The sequence below is a fragment of the Roseinatronobacter monicus genome, from assembly GCF_006716865.1.
Taxonomy (GTDB): Bacteria; Pseudomonadota; Alphaproteobacteria; order Rhodobacterales; family Rhodobacteraceae; genus Roseinatronobacter; species Roseinatronobacter monicus.
The window spans coordinates 119,174-138,979 of record NZ_VFPT01000001.1; the positions used below are offsets into that span (position 1 = coordinate 119,174).

Genomic DNA, 19,806 nt, shown 5'->3' on the forward strand with positions numbered 1-19,806 from the left:
ATTCTGGTTCAATTGTCCGAAATCTGTGTCATATGATCTGCATGAAGGACAAATTCGACGAAACTGATATCCGAATGCTGAATACGCTTCAGAATGAAGCAGGTTTGTCCCAGCGCGAACTGGCCGAGCGGGTGGGCCTGTCGCAGAATGCCTGCTGGCGACGGTTGCAGCGCTTGCAAAGCGCCGGAATTCTGAAAGGCACGCGCACGCTGGTTGACCTCAGCGCTTTGGGGCTGGACCTGACGGTTTTCGTGATGATCCGCACCCGGCATCATTCGCGCGACTGGTCGCAAAGCTTTGCGCGACATGTAACCGGTTTGCCCGAGGTGATTGATTGCCACCGGATCGGTGGCGACTGGGATTATATGCTCAAGGTCGTCACACGCGGCATGGCGGGATATGACATCTTCTATCAACGGCTGATCAACGGGTTCGAATTCGACACGGTGACGGGGCTGTTCTCGATGGAAGGGATTTTGGAGAACCGCGCCGTTGATCTGAACCGCCTTACCTGAGCTTGCGCGCTTTGCCCCCCGTCATGAGGGGGCTTTGCACGACACCCCATGCCCGTGCTTGAGGGGCTTGTCGCGCGATTTTGTGGGTGGTCACATGGGCCAAGCATTCTGTTGCCCAGCCCACGATACCAAGGGCCTGACGTCCCCCACTTGCCGCCATCGTTTACATCTGCGTGCGGGTGGGCGTGCGTGCGTCACGCAGCTGTGGCCTATTGGCGCCCCGTCACGCACGCACGCGCGTTCCGACATGGCGTGCGGAGCGTGGCTTTCGCGGGGCATCCGGGATGTGTGGCCGTTCTGATGACAGGTGTCTTGGCTCGCCTTCGGGAAAGCGCAGTATGGGTTCGGGGCGGTTCAGCAGGTCAATCTGCAAATCCTGTTCGCGCCGGTCACGTCCGGCGGCTTTTTCGGCATACTGAAAACTCAGCATAATATTGCCCCCGCTCAGCCAGTTGCCTGTCACATTGACAGATGTCCCGCTTTGCAGCGTGATTGTGCCCGTCACGGGCGCGCGGTCGGTCTGGGTCGAGAGGAACTCGGCCAGTTGTGCCCAGAAAGCTGTCGGCGCGCTGTTGTCTGACCAATGCCGCAGCGCTTGGGGCAAGCCCTTGTCGCCCAGATCGGTGCAGGGGTCTGTCTTCCATAACTGGACATATTGCGCATTTGCCAGCAGCGCTTGCCCCCCAAGGCCGAATACAACAATTCCCTGTTGCAGGTGGTCAAGAACCTTGTGCGCGGTTTCAATCTCGGCGCGGAAACTGCGTGTCAAACCCGCCTCGGTGGTTACATCCTGAATGAACAATGCGATGGCCCCATTGGGTTGGGGGCGGCCGTTGACAAGGTAGGTGCGGCCGTCATCCAAGCACCATTCTTCGACATAATCCCCATTCGCGGCCGCTTTCTCCATGTCCAGAATGTCATTGCGCCATGAATTGAAATCTTTTGGCTCTGGTAACATGCGGATTTCGCGCAAGGCATAGAGAACCTGCTCGAAACTGGGGCGTGCGGCAAGAAACAGGGGTTCAAGCCCTGTCAGATCGACCAGCGCGGGGTTGAACACTTGCAAGCGGCGCTCAACGTCAAACAGGGCCAGCCCGATTGGCAGGCAGGCAAAGGTCCGCGTCAGGATCTGGAGGGTTTCGCGGCGCGCTGCTTCGGACTGCACGGCGGCGTCTATGGGGGTGGCGAAATGTATGACATATGCGCCTTCCTCCAACTGGTTATGCGAGAACCAATGCGTCTGGCCCTGCTTTTTGAATGCGAGGCGGTTCTCTGGCAGGGTTTCGGTCTGCGCAAACAGATCGGGCAGGGGCCATGCGAGCGCATGATCTGCCTGCTCAAACCCCTGAAGCGCCTGAAGATAGGCCGTATTTGCCCAGATGATATTGCCATGCGCATCGCTTTGCCAGACGAGTGTCGGCAGATTGCGCACCACAGCGCGCAAGGTTTTCAGTTCCTTTTGCTGGGCATCATGGCTGAGGCGGTCAATGGCCAGCAATGCCCCCTCGTCCAGCGTGTCGGTCAGCCGCAACTGCATCAGATACCGTATTGGGGCTCGGCACGAATCACGGCCGTTGTGAATTGAAATCCGAGGTTGATTGATGTGTCGTTGCCCTTGGCACGCTGGGCTGCGTGTCAACGGGGTCGTGCTGTGAAGCGCGCCCCAAGATATCCAATACGAAAGGGCAACGACATGGATTTGTATATCGGTTTAGACGTCTCTCTTGCAAGCACCGCGATTTGCGTGGTGTCCGCGCAGGGCAAGGTGGTGAAAGAAACGGCCGCGCCGAGCGAACCCGAAGATCTGGTGAGGGTCTTGCGTGGCCTGCCCGGGCGCGTCGTTGGGGTAGGGCTTGAAGCTGGGCCATTGTCGCAATGGCTGTATCAGCATTTGACCGAGGCTGGCTTTGCCACCGTTTTGATGGAAACTCGGCAGGTGAAGGGTGCGCTGAAGGCGATGCCGATCAAAACAGACCGGCGCGACGCCGAAGGGATTGCGCGGCTCTTGCAGATGGGGTGGTTCCGATCGGTTCATTGCAAATCCCTGTCGGCACAGGAAATGCGCGCGCTGCTGTCTTCGCGCAAGGCAATCCAGCAAGCGACCCTCTCGCTTGAGCTGTCGATCCGTGGAGTGCTGCGCAACTTCGGACTGAAGATGGGACAGGTGGCCAAGGGGCGGTTTGAACAGCGGGTGCTGGAGCTGGCCGAGGGCAATCCTATGCTGGAAGCTGCCGCGACCCCGATCCTGAGTGCGCGCCGTGCCCTGCGTCAGGAGCTGGCAGGGATGGAGAAGTTGCTGCGTGATCATGCCAAATCGGATCGCGTCTGCCGTCAGTTGATGACCATGCCAGGCGTTGGTTACCGCGTGGCTCTGACGGTCAAGGCAGCGATTGATGACCCTGAACGATTTCGATCTTCCAGAGACGTTGGTCCCTGGGTTGGCCTGACGCCACGCCGCGAGCAATCCGGTGAACGCGATATCATTGGCGAGATCTCACGGGCGGGCGATGCGGGGCTGCGCACGGCGCTTTATCAAGCGGCAACGGTGATGTTGCATAGCGGGCGCCCCAATTGGCTGAGTGCCTGGGCTTGGAATGTCGCCAAACGGCGCGGAAAGAAGCGCGCGACAGTTGCGCTGGCGCGTCGGATCGGGGTGGTTCTGCACCGCATGTGGCGAGACAACGCTGAATTTCGCTACACCCGCTCTGATGCTGTGGCGGCCACCACAGCATAGGCTGTGAAAAACCGCACCCCCATTCACATCAGAGTTCTGAAGCAAAAGGAGAGATAGGCCGCGCCTGACGGCGATGGCTCACCGAGGTCCCCAAGCCGGGACGCGGTTCCCGATGATGCCGACTGTGGGCTAGTCACCAGATAACCATCTGAGTGCGCCATTGAGATAGGCACGCGGGAACCGTTCTTGGACTGGGTATAATGTGGCAGCCACAGCGCTGACTACGGATGGAAGCACATTCCGGTGCGGGATATTTCGGTGATGCTGATGCGCGCAAAACACGGCCAAACACACAGCTTCTTCAAACTACAGGGGCGCCGCGGCTCCTATCCCCGGGGCGTTCACCGCTGCGATAGATGGATGTCTTCGCGCTGAACGCCCCTCGCCGTGGTTCTCCTGCAATGATCCCGATCCGCAGGATCGGCCAATCGATGACACCCTCGCAGCCAACAGCTCAGCCGGGGGCGAGACTTTTTGTGAAAATATCTCTTGATAACACCCGCCCCAATATGGAAGCCCGATTGGCAGGCAGGCAAAGGTCCGCGTCAGGATCTGGAGGGTTTCGCGGCGCGCTGCTTCGGACTGCACGGCGGCGTCTATGGGGGTGGCGAAATGTATGACATATGCGCCTTCCTCCAACTGGTTATGCGAGAACCAATGCGTCTGGCCCTGCTTTTTGAATGCGAGGCGGTTCTCTGGCAGGGTTTCGGTCTGCGCAAACAGATCGGGCAGGGGCCATGCGAGCGCATGATCTGCCTGCTCAAACCCCTGAAGCGCCTGAAGATAGGCCGTATTTGCCCAGATGATATTGCCATGCGCATCGCTTTGCCAGACGAGTGTCGGCAGATTGCGCACCACAGCGCGCAAGGTTTTCAGTTCCTTTTGCTGGGCATCATGGCTGAGGCGGTCAATGGCCAGCAATGCCCCCTCGTCCAGCGTGTCGGTCAGCCGCAACTGCATCAGATACCGTATTGGGGCTCGGCACGAATCACGGCCGTTGTGAATTGAAATCCGAGGTTGATTGATGTGTCGTTGCCCTTGGCACGCTGGGCTGCGTGTCAACGGGGTCGTGCTGTGAAGCGCGCCCCAAGATATCCAATACGAAAGGGCAACGACATGGATTTGTATATCGGTTTAGACGTCTCTCTTGCAAGCACCGCGATTTGCGTGGTGTCCGCGCAGGGCAAGGTGGTGAAAGAAACGGCCGCGCCGAGCGAACCCGAAGATCTGGTGAGGGTCTTGCGTGGCCTGCCCGGGCGCGTCGTTGGGGTAGGGCTTGAAGCTGGGCCATTGTCGCAATGGCTGTATCAGCATTTGACCGAGGCTGGCTTTGCCACCGTTTTGATGGAAACTCGGCAGGTGAAGGGTGCGCTGAAGGCGATGCCGATCAAAACAGACCGGCGCGACGCCGAAGGGATTGCGCGGCTCTTGCAGATGGGGTGGTTCCGATCGGTTCATTGCAAATCCCTGTCGGCACAGGAAATGCGCGCGCTGCTGTCTTCGCGCAAGGCAATCCAGCAAGCGACCCTCTCGCTTGAGCTGTCGATCCGTGGAGTGCTGCGCAACTTCGGACTGAAGATGGGACAGGTGGCCAAGGGGCGGTTTGAACAGCGGGTGCTGGAGCTGGCCGAGGGCAATCCTATGCTGGAAGCTGCCGCGACCCCGATCCTGAGTGCGCGCCGTGCCCTGCGTCAGGAGCTGGCAGGGATGGAGAAGTTGCTGCGTGATCATGCCAAATCGGATCGCGTCTGCCGTCAGTTGATGACCATGCCAGGCGTTGGTTACCGCGTGGCTCTGACGGTCAAGGCAGCGATTGATGACCCTGAACGATTTCGATCTTCCAGAGACGTTGGTCCCTGGGTTGGCCTGACGCCACGCCGCGAGCAATCCGGTGAACGCGATATCATTGGCGAGATCTCACGGGCGGGCGATGCGGGGCTGCGCACGGCGCTTTATCAAGCGGCAACGGTGATGTTGCATAGCGGGCGCCCCAATTGGCTGAGTGCCTGGGCTTGGAATGTCGCCAAACGGCGCGGAAAGAAGCGCGCGACAGTTGCGCTGGCGCGTCGGATCGGGGTGGTTCTGCACCGCATGTGGCGAGACAACGCTGAATTTCGCTACACCCGCTCTGATGCTGTGGCGGCCACCACAGCATAGGCTGTGAAAAACCGCACCCCCATTCACATCAGAGTTCTGAAGCAAAAGGAGAGATAGGCCGCGCCTGACGGCGATGGCTCACCGAGGTCCCCAAGCCGGGACGCGGTTCCCGATGATGCCGACTGTGGGCTAGTCACCAGATAACCATCTGAGTGCGCCATTGAGATAGGCACGCGGGAACCGTTCTTGGACTGGGTATAATGTGGCAGCCACAGCGCTGACTACGGATGGAAGCACATTCCGGTGCGGGATATTTCGGTGATGCTGATGCGCGCAAAACACGGCCAAACACACAGCTTCTTCAAACTACAGGGGCGCCGCGGCTCCTATCCCCGGGGCGTTCACCGCTGCGATAGATGGATGTCTTCGCGCTGAACGCCCCTCGCCGTGGTTCTCCTGCAATGATCCCGATCCGCAGGATCGGCCAATCGATGACACCCTCGCAGCCAACAGCTCAGCCGGGGGCGAGACTTTTTGTGAAAATATCTCTTGATAACACCCGCCCCAATATGGAAGCCCGATTGGCAGGCAGGCAAAGGTCCGCGTCAGGATCTGGAGGGTTTCGCGGCGCGCTGCTTCGGACTGCACGGCGGCGTCTATGGGGGTGGCGAAATGTATGACATATGCGCCTTCCTCCAACTGGTTATGCGAGAACCAATGCGTCTGGCCCTGCTTTTTGAATGCGAGGCGGTTCTCTGGCAGGGTTTCGGTCTGCGCAAACAGATCGGGCAGGGGCCATGCGAGCGCATGATCTGCCTGCTCAAACCCCTGAAGCGCCTGAAGATAGGCCGTATTTGCCCAGATGATATTGCCATGCGCATCGCTTTGCCAGACGAGTGTCGGCAGATTGCGCACCACAGCGCGCAAGGTTTTCAGTTCCTTTTGCTGGGCATCATGGCTGAGGCGGTCAATGGCCAGCAATGCCCCCTCGTCCAGCGTGTCGGTCAGCCGCAACTGCATCAGATACCGTATTGGGGCTCGGCACGAATCACGGCCGTTGTGAATTGAAATCCGAGGTTGATTGATGTGTCGTTGCCCTTGGCACGCTGGGCTGCGTGTCAACGGGGTCGTGCTGTGAAGCGCGCCCCAAGATATCCAATACGAAAGGGCAACGACATGGATTTGTATATCGGTTTAGACGTCTCTCTTGCAAGCACCGCGATTTGCGTGGTGTCCGCGCAGGGCAAGGTGGTGAAAGAAACGGCCGCGCCGAGCGAACCCGAAGATCTGGTGAGGGTCTTGCGTGGCCTGCCCGGGCGCGTCGTTGGGGTAGGGCTTGAAGCTGGGCCATTGTCGCAATGGCTGTATCAGCATTTGACCGAGGCTGGCTTTGCCACCGTTTTGATGGAAACTCGGCAGGTGAAGGGTGCGCTGAAGGCGATGCCGATCAAAACAGACCGGCGCGACGCCGAAGGGATTGCGCGGCTCTTGCAGATGGGGTGGTTCCGATCGGTTCATTGCAAATCCCTGTCGGCACAGGAAATGCGCGCGCTGCTGTCTTCGCGCAAGGCAATCCAGCAAGCGACCCTCTCGCTTGAGCTGTCGATCCGTGGAGTGCTGCGCAACTTCGGACTGAAGATGGGACAGGTGGCCAAGGGGCGGTTTGAACAGCGGGTGCTGGAGCTGGCCGAGGGCAATCCTATGCTGGAAGCTGCCGCGACCCCGATCCTGAGTGCGCGCCGTGCCCTGCGTCAGGAGCTGGCAGGGATGGAGAAGTTGCTGCGTGATCATGCCAAATCGGATCGCGTCTGCCGTCAGTTGATGACCATGCCAGGCGTTGGTTACCGCGTGGCTCTGACGGTCAAGGCAGCGATTGATGACCCTGAACGATTTCGATCTTCCAGAGACGTTGGTCCCTGGGTTGGCCTGACGCCACGCCGCGAGCAATCCGGTGAACGCGATATCATTGGCGAGATCTCACGGGCGGGCGATGCGGGGCTGCGCACGGCGCTTTATCAAGCGGCAACGGTGATGTTGCATAGCGGGCGCCCCAATTGGCTGAGTGCCTGGGCTTGGAATGTCGCCAAACGGCGCGGAAAGAAGCGCGCGACAGTTGCGCTGGCGCGTCGGATCGGGGTGGTTCTGCACCGCATGTGGCGAGACAACGCTGAATTTCGCTACACCCGCTCTGATGCTGTGGCGGCCACCACAGCATAGGCTGTGAAAAACCGCACCCCCATTCACATCAGAGTTCTGAAGCAAAAGGAGAGATAGGCCGCGCCTGACGGCGATGGCTCACCGAGGTCCCCAAGCCGGGACGCGGTTCCCGATGATGCCGACTGTGGGCTAGTCACCAGATAACCATCTGAGTGCGCCATTGAGATAGGCACGCGGGAACCGTTCTTGGACTGGGTATAATGTGGCAGCCACAGCGCTGACTACGGATGGAAGCACATTCCGGTGCGGGATATTTCGGTGATGCTGATGCGCGCAAAACACGGCCAAACACACAGCTTCTTCAAACTACAGGGGCGCCGCGGCTCCTATCCCCGGGGCGTTCACCGCTGCGATAGATGGATGTCTTCGCGCTGAACGCCCCTCGCCGTGGTTCTCCTGCAATGATCCCGATCCGCAGGATCGGCCAATCGATGACACCCTCGCAGCCAACAGCTCAGCCGGGGGCGAGACTTTTTGTGAAAATATCTCTTGATAACACCCGCCCCAATATGGAAGCCCGATTGGCAGGCAGGCAAAGGTCCGCGTCAGGATCTGGAGGGTTTCGCGGCGCGCTGCTTCGGACTGCACGGCGGCGTCTATGGGGGTGGCGAAATGTATGACATATGCGCCTTCCTCCAACTGGTTATGCGAGAACCAATGCGTCTGGCCCTGCTTTTTGAATGCGAGGCGGTTCTCTGGCAGGGTTTCGGTCTGCGCAAACAGATCGGGCAGGGGCCATGCGAGCGCATGATCTGCCTGCTCAAACCCCTGAAGCGCCTGAAGATAGGCCGTATTTGCCCAGATGATATTGCCATGCGCATCGCTTTGCCAGACGAGTGTCGGCAGATTGCGCACCACAGCGCGCAAGGTTTTCAGTTCCTTTTGCTGGGCATCATGGCTGAGGCGGTCAATGGCCAGCAATGCCCCCTCGTCCAGCGTGTCGGTCAGCCGCAACTGCATCAGATACCGTATTGGGGCTCGGCACGAATCACGGCCGTTGTGAATTGAAATCCGAGGTTGATTGATGTGTCGTTGCCCTTGGCACGCTGGGCTGCGTGTCAACGGGGTCGTGCTGTGAAGCGCGCCCCAAGATATCCAATACGAAAGGGCAACGACATGGATTTGTATATCGGTTTAGACGTCTCTCTTGCAAGCACCGCGATTTGCGTGGTGTCCGCGCAGGGCAAGGTGGTGAAAGAAACGGCCGCGCCGAGCGAACCCGAAGATCTGGTGAGGGTCTTGCGTGGCCTGCCCGGGCGCGTCGTTGGGGTAGGGCTTGAAGCTGGGCCATTGTCGCAATGGCTGTATCAGCATTTGACCGAGGCTGGCTTTGCCACCGTTTTGATGGAAACTCGGCAGGTGAAGGGTGCGCTGAAGGCGATGCCGATCAAAACAGACCGGCGCGACGCCGAAGGGATTGCGCGGCTCTTGCAGATGGGGTGGTTCCGATCGGTTCATTGCAAATCCCTGTCGGCACAGGAAATGCGCGCGCTGCTGTCTTCGCGCAAGGCAATCCAGCAAGCGACCCTCTCGCTTGAGCTGTCGATCCGTGGAGTGCTGCGCAACTTCGGACTGAAGATGGGACAGGTGGCCAAGGGGCGGTTTGAACAGCGGGTGCTGGAGCTGGCCGAGGGCAATCCTATGCTGGAAGCTGCCGCGACCCCGATCCTGAGTGCGCGCCGTGCCCTGCGTCAGGAGCTGGCAGGGATGGAGAAGTTGCTGCGTGATCATGCCAAATCGGATCGCGTCTGCCGTCAGTTGATGACCATGCCAGGCGTTGGTTACCGCGTGGCTCTGACGGTCAAGGCAGCGATTGATGACCCTGAACGATTTCGATCTTCCAGAGACGTTGGTCCCTGGGTTGGCCTGACGCCACGCCGCGAGCAATCCGGTGAACGCGATATCATTGGCGAGATCTCACGGGCGGGCGATGCGGGGCTGCGCACGGCGCTTTATCAAGCGGCAACGGTGATGTTGCATAGCGGGCGCCCCAATTGGCTGAGTGCCTGGGCTTGGAATGTCGCCAAACGGCGCGGAAAGAAGCGCGCGACAGTTGCGCTGGCGCGTCGGATCGGGGTGGTTCTGCACCGCATGTGGCGAGACAACGCTGAATTTCGCTACACCCGCTCTGATGCTGTGGCGGCCACCACAGCATAGGCTGTGAAAAACCGCACCCCCATTCACATCAGAGTTCTGAAGCAAAAGGAGAGATAGGCCGCGCCTGACGGCGATGGCTCACCGAGGTCCCCAAGCCGGGACGCGGTTCCCGATGATGCCGACTGTGGGCTAGTCACCAGATAACCATCTGAGTGCGCCATTGAGATAGGCACGCGGGAACCGTTCTTGGACTGGGTATAATGTGGCAGCCACAGCGCTGACTACGGATGGAAGCACATTCCGGTGCGGGATATTTCGGTGATGCTGATGCGCGCAAAACACGGCCAAACACACAGCTTCTTCAAACTACAGGGGCGCCGCGGCTCCTATCCCCGGGGCGTTCACCGCTGCGATAGATGGATGTCTTCGCGCTGAACGCCCCTCGCCGTGGTTCTCCTGCAATGATCCCGATCCGCAGGATCGGCCAATCGATGACACCCTCGCAGCCAACAGCTCAGCCGGGGGCGAGACTTTTTGTGAAAATATCTCTTGATAACACCCGCCCCAATATGGAAGCCCGATTGGCAGGCAGGCAAAGGTCCGCGTCAGGATCTGGAGGGTTTCGCGGCGCGCTGCTTCGGACTGCACGGCGGCGTCTATGGGGGTGGCGAAATGTATGACATATGCGCCTTCCTCCAACTGGTTATGCGAGAACCAATGCGTCTGGCCCTGCTTTTTGAATGCGAGGCGGTTCTCTGGCAGGGTTTCGGTCTGCGCAAACAGATCGGGCAGGGGCCATGCGAGCGCATGATCTGCCTGCTCAAACCCCTGAAGCGCCTGAAGATAGGCCGTATTTGCCCAGATGATATTGCCATGCGCATCGCTTTGCCAGACGAGTGTCGGCAGATTGCGCACCACAGCGCGCAAGGTTTTCAGTTCCTTTTGCTGGGCATCATGGCTGAGGCGGTCAATGGCCAGCAATGCCCCCTCGTCCAGCGTGTCGGTCAGCCGCAACTGCATCAGATACCGTATTGGGGCTCGGCACGAATCACGGCCGTTGTGAATTGAAATCCGAGGTTGATTGATGTGTCGTTGCCCTTGGCACGCTGGGCTGCGTGTCAACGGGGTCGTGCTGTGAAGCGCGCCCCAAGATATCCAATACGAAAGGGCAACGACATGGATTTGTATATCGGTTTAGACGTCTCTCTTGCAAGCACCGCGATTTGCGTGGTGTCCGCGCAGGGCAAGGTGGTGAAAGAAACGGCCGCGCCGAGCGAACCCGAAGATCTGGTGAGGGTCTTGCGTGGCCTGCCCGGGCGCGTCGTTGGGGTAGGGCTTGAAGCTGGGCCATTGTCGCAATGGCTGTATCAGCATTTGACCGAGGCTGGCTTTGCCACCGTTTTGATGGAAACTCGGCAGGTGAAGGGTGCGCTGAAGGCGATGCCGATCAAAACAGACCGGCGCGACGCCGAAGGGATTGCGCGGCTCTTGCAGATGGGGTGGTTCCGATCGGTTCATTGCAAATCCCTGTCGGCACAGGAAATGCGCGCGCTGCTGTCTTCGCGCAAGGCAATCCAGCAAGCGACCCTCTCGCTTGAGCTGTCGATCCGTGGAGTGCTGCGCAACTTCGGACTGAAGATGGGACAGGTGGCCAAGGGGCGGTTTGAACAGCGGGTGCTGGAGCTGGCCGAGGGCAATCCTATGCTGGAAGCTGCCGCGACCCCGATCCTGAGTGCGCGCCGTGCCCTGCGTCAGGAGCTGGCAGGGATGGAGAAGTTGCTGCGTGATCATGCCAAATCGGATCGCGTCTGCCGTCAGTTGATGACCATGCCAGGCGTTGGTTACCGCGTGGCTCTGACGGTCAAGGCAGCGATTGATGACCCTGAACGATTTCGATCTTCCAGAGACGTTGGTCCCTGGGTTGGCCTGACGCCACGCCGCGAGCAATCCGGTGAACGCGATATCATTGGCGAGATCTCACGGGCGGGCGATGCGGGGCTGCGCACGGCGCTTTATCAAGCGGCAACGGTGATGTTGCATAGCGGGCGCCCCAATTGGCTGAGTGCCTGGGCTTGGAATGTCGCCAAACGGCGCGGAAAGAAGCGCGCGACAGTTGCGCTGGCGCGTCGGATCGGGGTGGTTCTGCACCGCATGTGGCGAGACAACGCTGAATTTCGCTACACCCGCTCTGATGCTGTGGCGGCCACCACAGCATAGGCTGTGAAAAACCGCACCCCCATTCACATCAGAGTTCTGAAGCAAAAGGAGAGATAGGCCGCGCCTGACGGCGATGGCTCACCGAGGTCCCCAAGCCGGGACGCGGTTCCCGATGATGCCGACTGTGGGCTAGTCACCAGATAACCATCTGAGTGCGCCATTGAGATAGGCACGCGGGAACCGTTCTTGGACTGGGTATAATGTGGCAGCCACAGCGCTGACTACGGATGGAAGCACATTCCGGTGCGGGATATTTCGGTGATGCTGATGCGCGCAAAACACGGCCAAACACACAGCTTCTTCAAACTACAGGGGCGCCGCGGCTCCTATCCCCGGGGCGTTCACCGCTGCGATAGATGGATGTCTTCGCGCTGAACGCCCCTCGCCGTGGTTCTCCTGCAATGATCCCGATCCGCAGGATCGGCCAATCGATGACACCCTCGCAGCCAACAGCTCAGCCGGGGGCGAGACTTTTTGTGAAAATATCTCTTGATAACACCCGCCCCAATATGGAAGCCCGATTGGCAGGCAGGCAAAGGTCCGCGTCAGGATCTGGAGGGTTTCGCGGCGCGCTGCTTCGGACTGCACGGCGGCGTCTATGGGGGTGGCGAAATGTATGACATATGCGCCTTCCTCCAACTGGTTATGCGAGAACCAATGCGTCTGGCCCTGCTTTTTGAATGCGAGGCGGTTCTCTGGCAGGGTTTCGGTCTGCGCAAACAGATCGGGCAGGGGCCATGCGAGCGCATGATCTGCCTGCTCAAACCCCTGAAGCGCCTGAAGATAGGCCGTATTTGCCCAGATGATATTGCCATGCGCATCGCTTTGCCAGACGAGTGTCGGCAGATTGCGCACCACAGCGCGCAAGGTTTTCAGTTCCTTTTGCTGGGCATCATGGCTGAGGCGGTCAATGGCCAGCAATGCCCCCTCGTCCAGCGTGTCGGTCAGCCGCAACTGCATCAGATACCGTATTGGGGCTCGGCACGAATCACGGCCGTTGTGAATTGAAATCCGAGGTTGATTGATGTGTCGTTGCCCTTGGCACGCTGGGCTGCGTGTCAACGGGGTCGTGCTGTGAAGCGCGCCCCAAGATATCCAATACGAAAGGGCAACGACATGGATTTGTATATCGGTTTAGACGTCTCTCTTGCAAGCACCGCGATTTGCGTGGTGTCCGCGCAGGGCAAGGTGGTGAAAGAAACGGCCGCGCCGAGCGAACCCGAAGATCTGGTGAGGGTCTTGCGTGGCCTGCCCGGGCGCGTCGTTGGGGTAGGGCTTGAAGCTGGGCCATTGTCGCAATGGCTGTATCAGCATTTGACCGAGGCTGGCTTTGCCACCGTTTTGATGGAAACTCGGCAGGTGAAGGGTGCGCTGAAGGCGATGCCGATCAAAACAGACCGGCGCGACGCCGAAGGGATTGCGCGGCTCTTGCAGATGGGGTGGTTCCGATCGGTTCATTGCAAATCCCTGTCGGCACAGGAAATGCGCGCGCTGCTGTCTTCGCGCAAGGCAATCCAGCAAGCGACCCTCTCGCTTGAGCTGTCGATCCGTGGAGTGCTGCGCAACTTCGGACTGAAGATGGGACAGGTGGCCAAGGGGCGGTTTGAACAGCGGGTGCTGGAGCTGGCCGAGGGCAATCCTATGCTGGAAGCTGCCGCGACCCCGATCCTGAGTGCGCGCCGTGCCCTGCGTCAGGAGCTGGCAGGGATGGAGAAGTTGCTGCGTGATCATGCCAAATCGGATCGCGTCTGCCGTCAGTTGATGACCATGCCAGGCGTTGGTTACCGCGTGGCTCTGACGGTCAAGGCAGCGATTGATGACCCTGAACGATTTCGATCTTCCAGAGACGTTGGTCCCTGGGTTGGCCTGACGCCACGCCGCGAGCAATCCGGTGAACGCGATATCATTGGCGAGATCTCACGGGCGGGCGATGCGGGGCTGCGCACGGCGCTTTATCAAGCGGCAACGGTGATGTTGCATAGCGGGCGCCCCAATTGGCTGAGTGCCTGGGCTTGGAATGTCGCCAAACGGCGCGGAAAGAAGCGCGCGACAGTTGCGCTGGCGCGTCGGATCGGGGTGGTTCTGCACCGCATGTGGCGAGACAACGCTGAATTTCGCTACACCCGCTCTGATGCTGTGGCGGCCACCACAGCATAGGCTGTGAAAAACCGCACCCCCATTCACATCAGAGTTCTGAAGCAAAAGGAGAGATAGGCCGCGCCTGACGGCGATGGCTCACCGAGGTCCCCAAGCCGGGACGCGGTTCCCGATGATGCCGACTGTGGGCTAGTCACCAGATAACCATCTGAGTGCGCCATTGAGATAGGCACGCGGGAACCGTTCTTGGACTGGGTATAATGTGGCAGCCACAGCGCTGACTACGGATGGAAGCACATTCCGGTGCGGGATATTTCGGTGATGCTGATGCGCGCAAAACACGGCCAAACACACAGCTTCTTCAAACTACAGGGGCGCCGCGGCTCCTATCCCCGGGGCGTTCACCGCTGCGATAGATGGATGTCTTCGCGCTGAACGCCCCTCGCCGTGGTTCTCCTGCAATGATCCCGATCCGCAGGATCGGCCAATCGATGACACCCTCGCAGCCAACAGCTCAGCCGGGGGCGAGACTTTTTGTGAAAATATCTCTTGATAACACCCGCCCCAATATGGAAGCCCGATTGGCAGGCAGGCAAAGGTCCGCGTCAGGATCTGGAGGGTTTCGCGGCGCGCTGCTTCGGACTGCACGGCGGCGTCTATGGGGGTGGCGAAATGTATGACATATGCGCCTTCCTCCAACTGGTTATGCGAGAACCAATGCGTCTGGCCCTGCTTTTTGAATGCGAGGCGGTTCTCTGGCAGGGTTTCGGTCTGCGCAAACAGATCGGGCAGGGGCCATGCGAGCGCATGATCTGCCTGCTCAAACCCCTGAAGCGCCTGAAGATAGGCCGTATTTGCCCAGATGATATTGCCATGCGCATCGCTTTGCCAGACGAGTGTCGGCAGATTGCGCACCACAGCGCGCAAGGTTTTCAGTTCCTTTTGCTGGGCATCATGGCTGAGGCGGTCAATGGCCAGCAATGCCCCCTCGTCCAGCGTGTCGGTCAGCCGCAACTGCATCAGATACCGTATTGGGGCTCGGCACGAATCACGGCCGTTGTGAATTGAAATCCGAGGTTGATTGATGTGTCGTTGCCCTTGGCACGCTGGGCTGCGTGTCAACGGGGTCGTGCTGTGAAGCGCGCCCCAAGATATCCAATACGAAAGGGCAACGACATGGATTTGTATATCGGTTTAGACGTCTCTCTTGCAAGCACCGCGATTTGCGTGGTGTCCGCGCAGGGCAAGGTGGTGAAAGAAACGGCCGCGCCGAGCGAACCCGAAGATCTGGTGAGGGTCTTGCGTGGCCTGCCCGGGCGCGTCGTTGGGGTAGGGCTTGAAGCTGGGCCATTGTCGCAATGGCTGTATCAGCATTTGACCGAGGCTGGCTTTGCCACCGTTTTGATGGAAACTCGGCAGGTGAAGGGTGCGCTGAAGGCGATGCCGATCAAAACAGACCGGCGCGACGCCGAAGGGATTGCGCGGCTCTTGCAGATGGGGTGGTTCCGATCGGTTCATTGCAAATCCCTGTCGGCACAGGAAATGCGCGCGCTGCTGTCTTCGCGCAAGGCAATCCAGCAAGCGACCCTCTCGCTTGAGCTGTCGATCCGTGGAGTGCTGCGCAACTTCGGACTGAAGATGGGACAGGTGGCCAAGGGGCGGTTTGAACAGCGGGTGCTGGAGCTGGCCGAGGGCAATCCTATGCTGGAAGCTGCCGCGACCCCGATCCTGAGTGCGCGCCGTGCCCTGCGTCAGGAGCTGGCAGGGATGGAGAAGTTGCTGCGTGATCATGCCAAATCGGATCGCGTCTGCCGTCAGTTGATGACCATGCCAGGCGTTGGTTACCGCGTGGCTCTGACGGTCAAGGCAGCGATTGATGACCCTGAACGATTTCGATCTTCCAGAGACGTTGGTCCCTGGGTTGGCCTGACGCCACGCCGCGAGCAATCCGGTGAACGCGATATCATTGGCGAGATCTCACGGGCGGGCGATGCGGGGCTGCGCACGGCGCTTTATCAAGCGGCAACGGTGATGTTGCATAGCGGGCGCCCCAATTGGCTGAGTGCCTGGGCTTGGAATGTCGCCAAACGGCGCGGAAAGAAGCGCGCGACAGTTGCGCTGGCGCGTCGGATCGGGGTGGTTCTGCACCGCATGTGGCGAGACAACGCTGAATTTCGCTACACCCGCTCTGATGCTGTGGCGGCCACCACAGCATAGGCTGTGAAAAACCGCACCCCCATTCACATCAGAGTTCTGAAGCAAAAGGAGAGATAGGCCGCGCCTGACGGCGATGGCTCACCGAGGTCCCCAAGCCGGGACGCGGTTCCCGATGATGCCGACTGTGGGCTAGTCACCAGATAACCATCTGAGTGCGCCATTGAGATAGGCACGCGGGAACCGTTCTTGGACTGGGTATAATGTGGCAGCCACAGCGCTGACTACGGATGGAAGCACATTCCGGTGCGGGATATTTCGGTGATGCTGATGCGCGCAAAACACGGCCAAACACACAGCTTCTTCAAACTACAGGGGCGCCGCGGCTCCTATCCCCGGGGCGTTCACCGCTGCGATAGATGGATGTCTTCGCGCTGAACGCCCCTCGCCGTGGTTCTCCTGCAATGATCCCGATCCGCAGGATCGGCCAATCGATGACACCCTCGCAGCCAACAGCTCAGCCGGGGGCGAGACTTTTTGTGAAAATATCTCTTGATAACACCCGCCCCAATATGGAAGCCAACAGCTCAGCCGGGGGCGAGACTTTTTGTGAAAATATCTCTTGATAACACCCGCCCCAATATGGAAGCCCTTTGTGAAACTGCGCGCCCAGAACCAACCCGTCGCCCGTATGAGAGGAAATTTCCCAAGGTCCGGATTGCGCAAGGCCTGCCAATCTGGTCTGCACATCGGGAAAGCGCTGTGCCAAATATTGCAGCAACACGGCATAATCGCTGTGCGCATTCTTGGCCTTGTCGGGCGCGGTGAGGGATTTCAGCAAGGCGCGGGCAGGGTCGGAGCAATCAATCAGATCGTGATCACGAAAGATAAACACCACATCCTGATCCGTAGGGCCAAAACCCATATCCGGCATGCGCCGTGGACGCGATAGCCCTGCAAAGATTGCCAGCGACCCCAGCTGTTGAGCGACAACCACCTTGGCCGGTAGCGACAACCATCTTGGCCGGTGGCGCTGATCGGAGGGCGGGCTTGCCCGCCTGGAGGTCAGCGCCACCGGCCAAGATGATTTTGGGTTAGGTGCTGGTCGCTGCGGGTTGATAAGCCGGAAGCCTCTACGTTCCAACGGAGGACCCCGGTTGGCCTATCAATCCATCACCGACCAGCAATTGAGATTATACATGACCGACCTCAAAAATCACAGCCAATGCACATCAGCCGCCCGTGCCGGGTTCAGCGAAAGAACCGCTCGGCGATTTGATGCAGATCCAACGCCCCCTTCACAGCGCAAGATTGTTCACGGGCGTACAGTATCCGATCCTCTTGAAGGGTATTGGGAGAATGACATCCTTCCTGTTCTGGAGAACGACAATGCCCTGCAGGCCGTGACGTTGTTGCGTCACCTCCAGGGTCTACATCCTTTGGCTTTTCCAGATGATCGCATCCGCCGAACCCTGGAGCGAAGGGTCCGGCAGTGGCGCGCGCTTAAAGGCCCGGAGCGCGACATCATTTTTCGCCAGACACCAGAGCCAGGCTATATGGCACAGTCCGACTTCACCCATGCAGCCGAGCTGGAAGTGACCATTGCAGGCGCACCATTCCCGCACCTGCTTTATCATTTCGCAATGGTCTATAGCCGCTGGGAACATGTTGGTGTTGTCTTGGGCGGGGAGAGTTTTACGGCCTTGGCCGAGAACCTCCAGCAGGCGTTGTGGGCCTTGGGGGGTGTTCCACAAAACCATCGTACGGATAGTCTTTCAGCCGCATTTCGAAATCTGACGCGTGACGAGTGTGAGGATATTACCAAGCGCTATGAAGCGTTCGTCGGTCATTATGGTATGGATGCCAGTCGCAACAACCGTGGTGAAGCCCATGAGAATGGCGCCGTGGAATCGCAGAACCGTCACTTGAAGAAGGCCATCGCACAGGCACTGATCCTGCGCGGCAGCCGTGATTTTGCATCTGTGGCCGAGTATCGTCGTTTCATTGATATGCTGGTGGCGCGGCGCAATCGACAGCGTATGGAAGCGGTTGAGGTAGAACAGCTGCATCTTAAACCTTTGCCGCCGCGGCGCACCACAGACTATACGGAAGTTATCGTGCCGGTCACAAGAATGGGCGGCTTCAGGGTCAAAAGCATCTTTTACAGCGCGCCGTCACAGCTCATCGGGCAGCGTTTGCGCATCCATCTATATGATGACCGCCTCGACGCATTCTTGGGCAGCACCCTTGTCGCAACGCATCCCCGTGGCCGAGGCCGTAACGATGGCCATCGTGTCCATGTCATCAATTACCACCACGTTATCCATGCCTTGAAGCGCAAACCACAGGCTCTTTGGAGCTCGATCTACCGCGATAGCCTCTTCCCCCGCACCGAATACGCGCAGGCCTGGGAAGTGCTACAGCACAGCCTGCCGCGACGCGACGCCTGCCGCCGCATGGTCGCTCTGCTCTTTATTGCCCACGATCAAGCCTGCGAAGCGGAATTGGCACGTCTTCTTGCTGACGATCTCGGCTCTGGTTTGATACCGGACCCAAAGACGCTCGCGACACAGCTCACCCCTAAACACGCTGCCAAAGGATGTTGTGGTTTCTCATCCGTCGCTGGACAGCTTCGATGCGCTGCTGGAGGTACGCGCATGACCTCCCGGGAGATCGACATCCACACGCTGCCCAGCATGCTGAGCGCCCTGCGCTTACCCAGCTTCCACAAGCTATGGCAGGAAATCGCCACACGAGCCGATACCGAAGGCTGGCCGGCTGCGCGCTTCCTGGCCGTGCTGGCCGAATACGAACTCGCCGAGCGGGACATGCGCCGCATGCGCCGTCATCTGAATGAATCCCAGCTCCCAGCTGGAAAGACTTTGGCAACCTTCGATTTCAAAGCTCTGCCTACCTTACCACGCGCCCGGGTCGAAGCTCTGGCTGCGGGAGATTGGTTGGACGGCGGCGCAAACCTGATCGCCATTGGCAACTCCGGCACGGGCAAGACCCACATTCTCTGTGCCATTGGCCATGCCCTGATCGAAGCAGGCCATAGGGTCTTCTATACCCGGACCAGCGATCTTGTCCAAAGACTGCAAGCCGCACGTCGGGATCTGGTGCTCGAAGCAGCTTTGGCCAAGCTCGACAAATTTGACCTGATCATCCTTGATGACATTACCTATGCCCACAAGGATCAGGCCGAAACCGGGGTGCTCTTCGAACTGATTGCCCGGCGATACGAATATCGCAGCATCGCCATCGCGGCCAATCAGCCGTTCAGTGGATGGGATCAAATCTTTCCCGACAAAGCCATGACCGTCGCGGCCATCGACCGACTTGTCCACCATGCCAGCATTCTTGAGATGAATGCGCAAAGCTTTCGCCAAAGAAGCGCTGCGGCCAACATGAAAATGCAAAACGAAGCCTCAGCGACAACCAAAAACGACAACCAAGAAGAAGGAAAAAACCTGACCTAAAGACAGTAAAAAACACAACCCCGGCGGCCGCTATAACCGGCCAAGGTGGTTGTCGGCACCGGACAAGGTGGTTGACGCGCTACACCAGCACAACCAGCGTCGCCGTCAAGGTGATGATGATACCCAATATTGCGGCCTGCGTCATTCTTGACCCCCTGGCTGGACCTGATACGGCCAGTTCAGGATAGGGAATATTCCT

17 protein-coding genes and 1 pseudogene are annotated in these 19,806 nt (G+C 59.2%); 10 read left to right on the top strand and 8 right to left on the bottom strand.

Annotated features, from left to right (window positions below):
* Positions 1-41: 41 nt before the first annotated feature.
* Complete coding sequence (locus tag BD293_RS00455; protein WP_211840970.1) at positions 42-515, top strand: Lrp/AsnC family transcriptional regulator; 474 nt, start codon at positions 42-44, stop codon at positions 513-515.
* A gap of 223 nt (positions 516-738) precedes the next feature.
* Here BD293_RS00455 and BD293_RS00460 read toward each other — a convergent pair whose 3' ends face one another.
* Positions 739-2,052 (bottom strand): PAS-domain containing protein, encoded by a 1,314-nt coding sequence (locus tag BD293_RS00460; protein WP_142079326.1) that lies wholly within the window; start codon positions 2,050-2,052, stop codon positions 739-741.
* A gap of 156 nt (positions 2,053-2,208) precedes the next feature.
* On the opposite strand from BD293_RS00460, the gene BD293_RS00465 reads away from it, so the two are divergent.
* Positions 2,209-3,249, top strand: coding sequence for an IS110 family RNA-guided transposase (locus tag BD293_RS00465; protein ID WP_142079327.1), 1,041 nt, complete (start codon positions 2,209-2,211; stop codon positions 3,247-3,249).
* A gap of 306 nt (positions 3,250-3,555) precedes the next feature.
* Here the strand turns inward: BD293_RS00465 and BD293_RS00470 are convergent, their stop codons facing one another.
* Complete coding sequence (locus tag BD293_RS00470) at positions 3,556-4,209, bottom strand: PAS domain-containing protein (protein ID WP_142079328.1); 654 nt, start codon at positions 4,207-4,209, stop codon at positions 3,556-3,558.
* A 156-nt stretch (positions 4,210-4,365) separates the two neighbouring features.
* Here BD293_RS00470 and BD293_RS00475 point away from each other — a divergent pair, with 156 nt between their 5' ends.
* Entirely contained in the window at positions 4,366-5,406 is a 1,041-nt protein-coding gene (locus BD293_RS00475) for an IS110 family RNA-guided transposase (RefSeq protein WP_142079327.1), read from the top strand.
* Positions 5,407-5,712: 306 nt separating this feature from the next.
* Here BD293_RS00475 and BD293_RS00480 read toward each other — a convergent pair whose 3' ends face one another.
* Entirely contained in the window at positions 5,713-6,366 is a 654-nt protein-coding gene (locus BD293_RS00480) for a PAS domain-containing protein (protein ID WP_142079328.1), read from the bottom strand.
* Between the two features lie 156 nt (positions 6,367-6,522).
* Here BD293_RS00480 and BD293_RS00485 point away from each other — a divergent pair, with 156 nt between their 5' ends.
* The gene (locus BD293_RS00485) at positions 6,523-7,563 is read left to right on the top strand and encodes an IS110 family RNA-guided transposase (protein WP_142079327.1); all 1,041 of its coding nucleotides are present in this window, start codon (positions 6,523-6,525) and stop codon (positions 7,561-7,563) included.
* 306 nt (positions 7,564-7,869) lie between these two features.
* Here BD293_RS00485 and BD293_RS00490 read toward each other — a convergent pair whose 3' ends face one another.
* Complete coding sequence (locus tag BD293_RS00490; protein WP_142079328.1) at positions 7,870-8,523, bottom strand: PAS domain-containing protein; 654 nt, start codon at positions 8,521-8,523, stop codon at positions 7,870-7,872.
* A 156-nt stretch (positions 8,524-8,679) separates the two neighbouring features.
* On the opposite strand from BD293_RS00490, the gene BD293_RS00495 reads away from it, so the two are divergent.
* A complete protein-coding gene (locus tag BD293_RS00495; protein WP_142079327.1) occupies positions 8,680-9,720 on the top strand; it encodes an IS110 family RNA-guided transposase in 1,041 nt (346 codons plus the stop codon).
* Positions 9,721-10,026: 306 nt separating this feature from the next.
* On the opposite strand, the gene BD293_RS00500 is transcribed toward BD293_RS00495, so the two are convergent.
* Positions 10,027-10,680, bottom strand: coding sequence for a PAS domain-containing protein (locus BD293_RS00500; protein WP_142079328.1), 654 nt, complete (start codon positions 10,678-10,680; stop codon positions 10,027-10,029).
* A gap of 156 nt (positions 10,681-10,836) precedes the next feature.
* Here BD293_RS00500 and BD293_RS00505 point away from each other — a divergent pair, with 156 nt between their 5' ends.
* The gene (locus BD293_RS00505) at positions 10,837-11,877 is read left to right on the top strand and encodes an IS110 family RNA-guided transposase (RefSeq protein WP_142079327.1); all 1,041 of its coding nucleotides are present in this window, start codon (positions 10,837-10,839) and stop codon (positions 11,875-11,877) included.
* Positions 11,878-12,183: 306 nt separating this feature from the next.
* Here the strand turns inward: BD293_RS00505 and BD293_RS00510 are convergent, their stop codons facing one another.
* On the bottom strand, positions 12,184-12,837 hold the full coding sequence (locus BD293_RS00510; RefSeq protein WP_142079328.1) for a PAS domain-containing protein: 654 nt from the start codon (positions 12,835-12,837) through the stop codon (positions 12,184-12,186).
* A gap of 156 nt (positions 12,838-12,993) precedes the next feature.
* On the opposite strand from BD293_RS00510, the gene BD293_RS00515 reads away from it, so the two are divergent.
* Positions 12,994-14,034 (top strand): IS110 family RNA-guided transposase, encoded by a 1,041-nt coding sequence (locus BD293_RS00515; RefSeq protein WP_142079327.1) that lies wholly within the window; start codon positions 12,994-12,996, stop codon positions 14,032-14,034.
* Between the two features lie 306 nt (positions 14,035-14,340).
* On the opposite strand, the gene BD293_RS00520 is transcribed toward BD293_RS00515, so the two are convergent.
* A complete protein-coding gene (locus BD293_RS00520) occupies positions 14,341-14,994 on the bottom strand; it encodes a PAS domain-containing protein (RefSeq protein WP_142079328.1) in 654 nt (217 codons plus the stop codon).
* Between the two features lie 156 nt (positions 14,995-15,150).
* On the opposite strand from BD293_RS00520, the gene BD293_RS00525 reads away from it, so the two are divergent.
* A complete protein-coding gene (locus BD293_RS00525) occupies positions 15,151-16,191 on the top strand; it encodes an IS110 family RNA-guided transposase (RefSeq protein WP_142079327.1) in 1,041 nt (346 codons plus the stop codon).
* A gap of 454 nt (positions 16,192-16,645) precedes the next feature.
* Here BD293_RS00525 and BD293_RS00530 read toward each other — a convergent pair whose 3' ends face one another.
* Entirely contained in the window at positions 16,646-17,053 is a 408-nt protein-coding gene (locus BD293_RS00530; protein WP_142079329.1) for a hypothetical protein, read from the bottom strand.
* 274 nt (positions 17,054-17,327) lie between these two features.
* On the opposite strand from BD293_RS00530, the pseudogene istA reads away from it, so the two are divergent.
* Positions 17,328-18,350 (top strand): annotated as a pseudogene (gene istA, locus BD293_RS23515) (IS21 family transposase); the annotation flags it as partial.
* A 474-nt stretch (positions 18,351-18,824) separates the two neighbouring features.
* Positions 18,825-19,607, top strand: coding sequence for an IS21-like element helper ATPase IstB (istB, locus tag BD293_RS23520; protein ID WP_246086342.1), 783 nt, complete (start codon positions 18,825-18,827; stop codon positions 19,605-19,607).
* The last annotated feature ends 199 nt before the right edge of the window (positions 19,608-19,806 follow it).

Bases quoted from the DNA above. Each gene is read 5' to 3' on its own strand.
- BD293_RS00455 (WP_211840970.1), top strand. From the start codon at position 42: ATGAAGGACAAATTCGACGAAACTGATATCCGAATGCTGAATACGCTT.
- BD293_RS00460 (WP_142079326.1), bottom strand. From the start codon at position 2,052: ATGCAGTTGCGGCTGACCGACACGCTGGACGAGGGGGCATTGCTGGCC.
- BD293_RS00465 (WP_142079327.1), top strand. From the start codon at position 2,209: ATGGATTTGTATATCGGTTTAGACGTCTCTCTTGCAAGCACCGCGATT.
- BD293_RS00470 (WP_142079328.1), bottom strand. From the start codon at position 4,209: ATGCAGTTGCGGCTGACCGACACGCTGGACGAGGGGGCATTGCTGGCC.
- BD293_RS00475 (WP_142079327.1), top strand. From the start codon at position 4,366: ATGGATTTGTATATCGGTTTAGACGTCTCTCTTGCAAGCACCGCGATT.
- BD293_RS00480 (WP_142079328.1), bottom strand. From the start codon at position 6,366: ATGCAGTTGCGGCTGACCGACACGCTGGACGAGGGGGCATTGCTGGCC.
- BD293_RS00485 (WP_142079327.1), top strand. From the start codon at position 6,523: ATGGATTTGTATATCGGTTTAGACGTCTCTCTTGCAAGCACCGCGATT.
- BD293_RS00490 (WP_142079328.1), bottom strand. From the start codon at position 8,523: ATGCAGTTGCGGCTGACCGACACGCTGGACGAGGGGGCATTGCTGGCC.
- BD293_RS00495 (WP_142079327.1), top strand. From the start codon at position 8,680: ATGGATTTGTATATCGGTTTAGACGTCTCTCTTGCAAGCACCGCGATT.
- BD293_RS00500 (WP_142079328.1), bottom strand. From the start codon at position 10,680: ATGCAGTTGCGGCTGACCGACACGCTGGACGAGGGGGCATTGCTGGCC.
- BD293_RS00505 (WP_142079327.1), top strand. From the start codon at position 10,837: ATGGATTTGTATATCGGTTTAGACGTCTCTCTTGCAAGCACCGCGATT.
- BD293_RS00510 (WP_142079328.1), bottom strand. From the start codon at position 12,837: ATGCAGTTGCGGCTGACCGACACGCTGGACGAGGGGGCATTGCTGGCC.
- BD293_RS00515 (WP_142079327.1), top strand. From the start codon at position 12,994: ATGGATTTGTATATCGGTTTAGACGTCTCTCTTGCAAGCACCGCGATT.
- BD293_RS00520 (WP_142079328.1), bottom strand. From the start codon at position 14,994: ATGCAGTTGCGGCTGACCGACACGCTGGACGAGGGGGCATTGCTGGCC.
- BD293_RS00525 (WP_142079327.1), top strand. From the start codon at position 15,151: ATGGATTTGTATATCGGTTTAGACGTCTCTCTTGCAAGCACCGCGATT.
- BD293_RS00530 (WP_142079329.1), bottom strand. From the start codon at position 17,053: ATGGGTTTTGGCCCTACGGATCAGGATGTGGTGTTTATCTTTCGTGAT.
- istB (WP_246086342.1), top strand. From the start codon at position 18,825: ATGCTGAGCGCCCTGCGCTTACCCAGCTTCCACAAGCTATGGCAGGAA.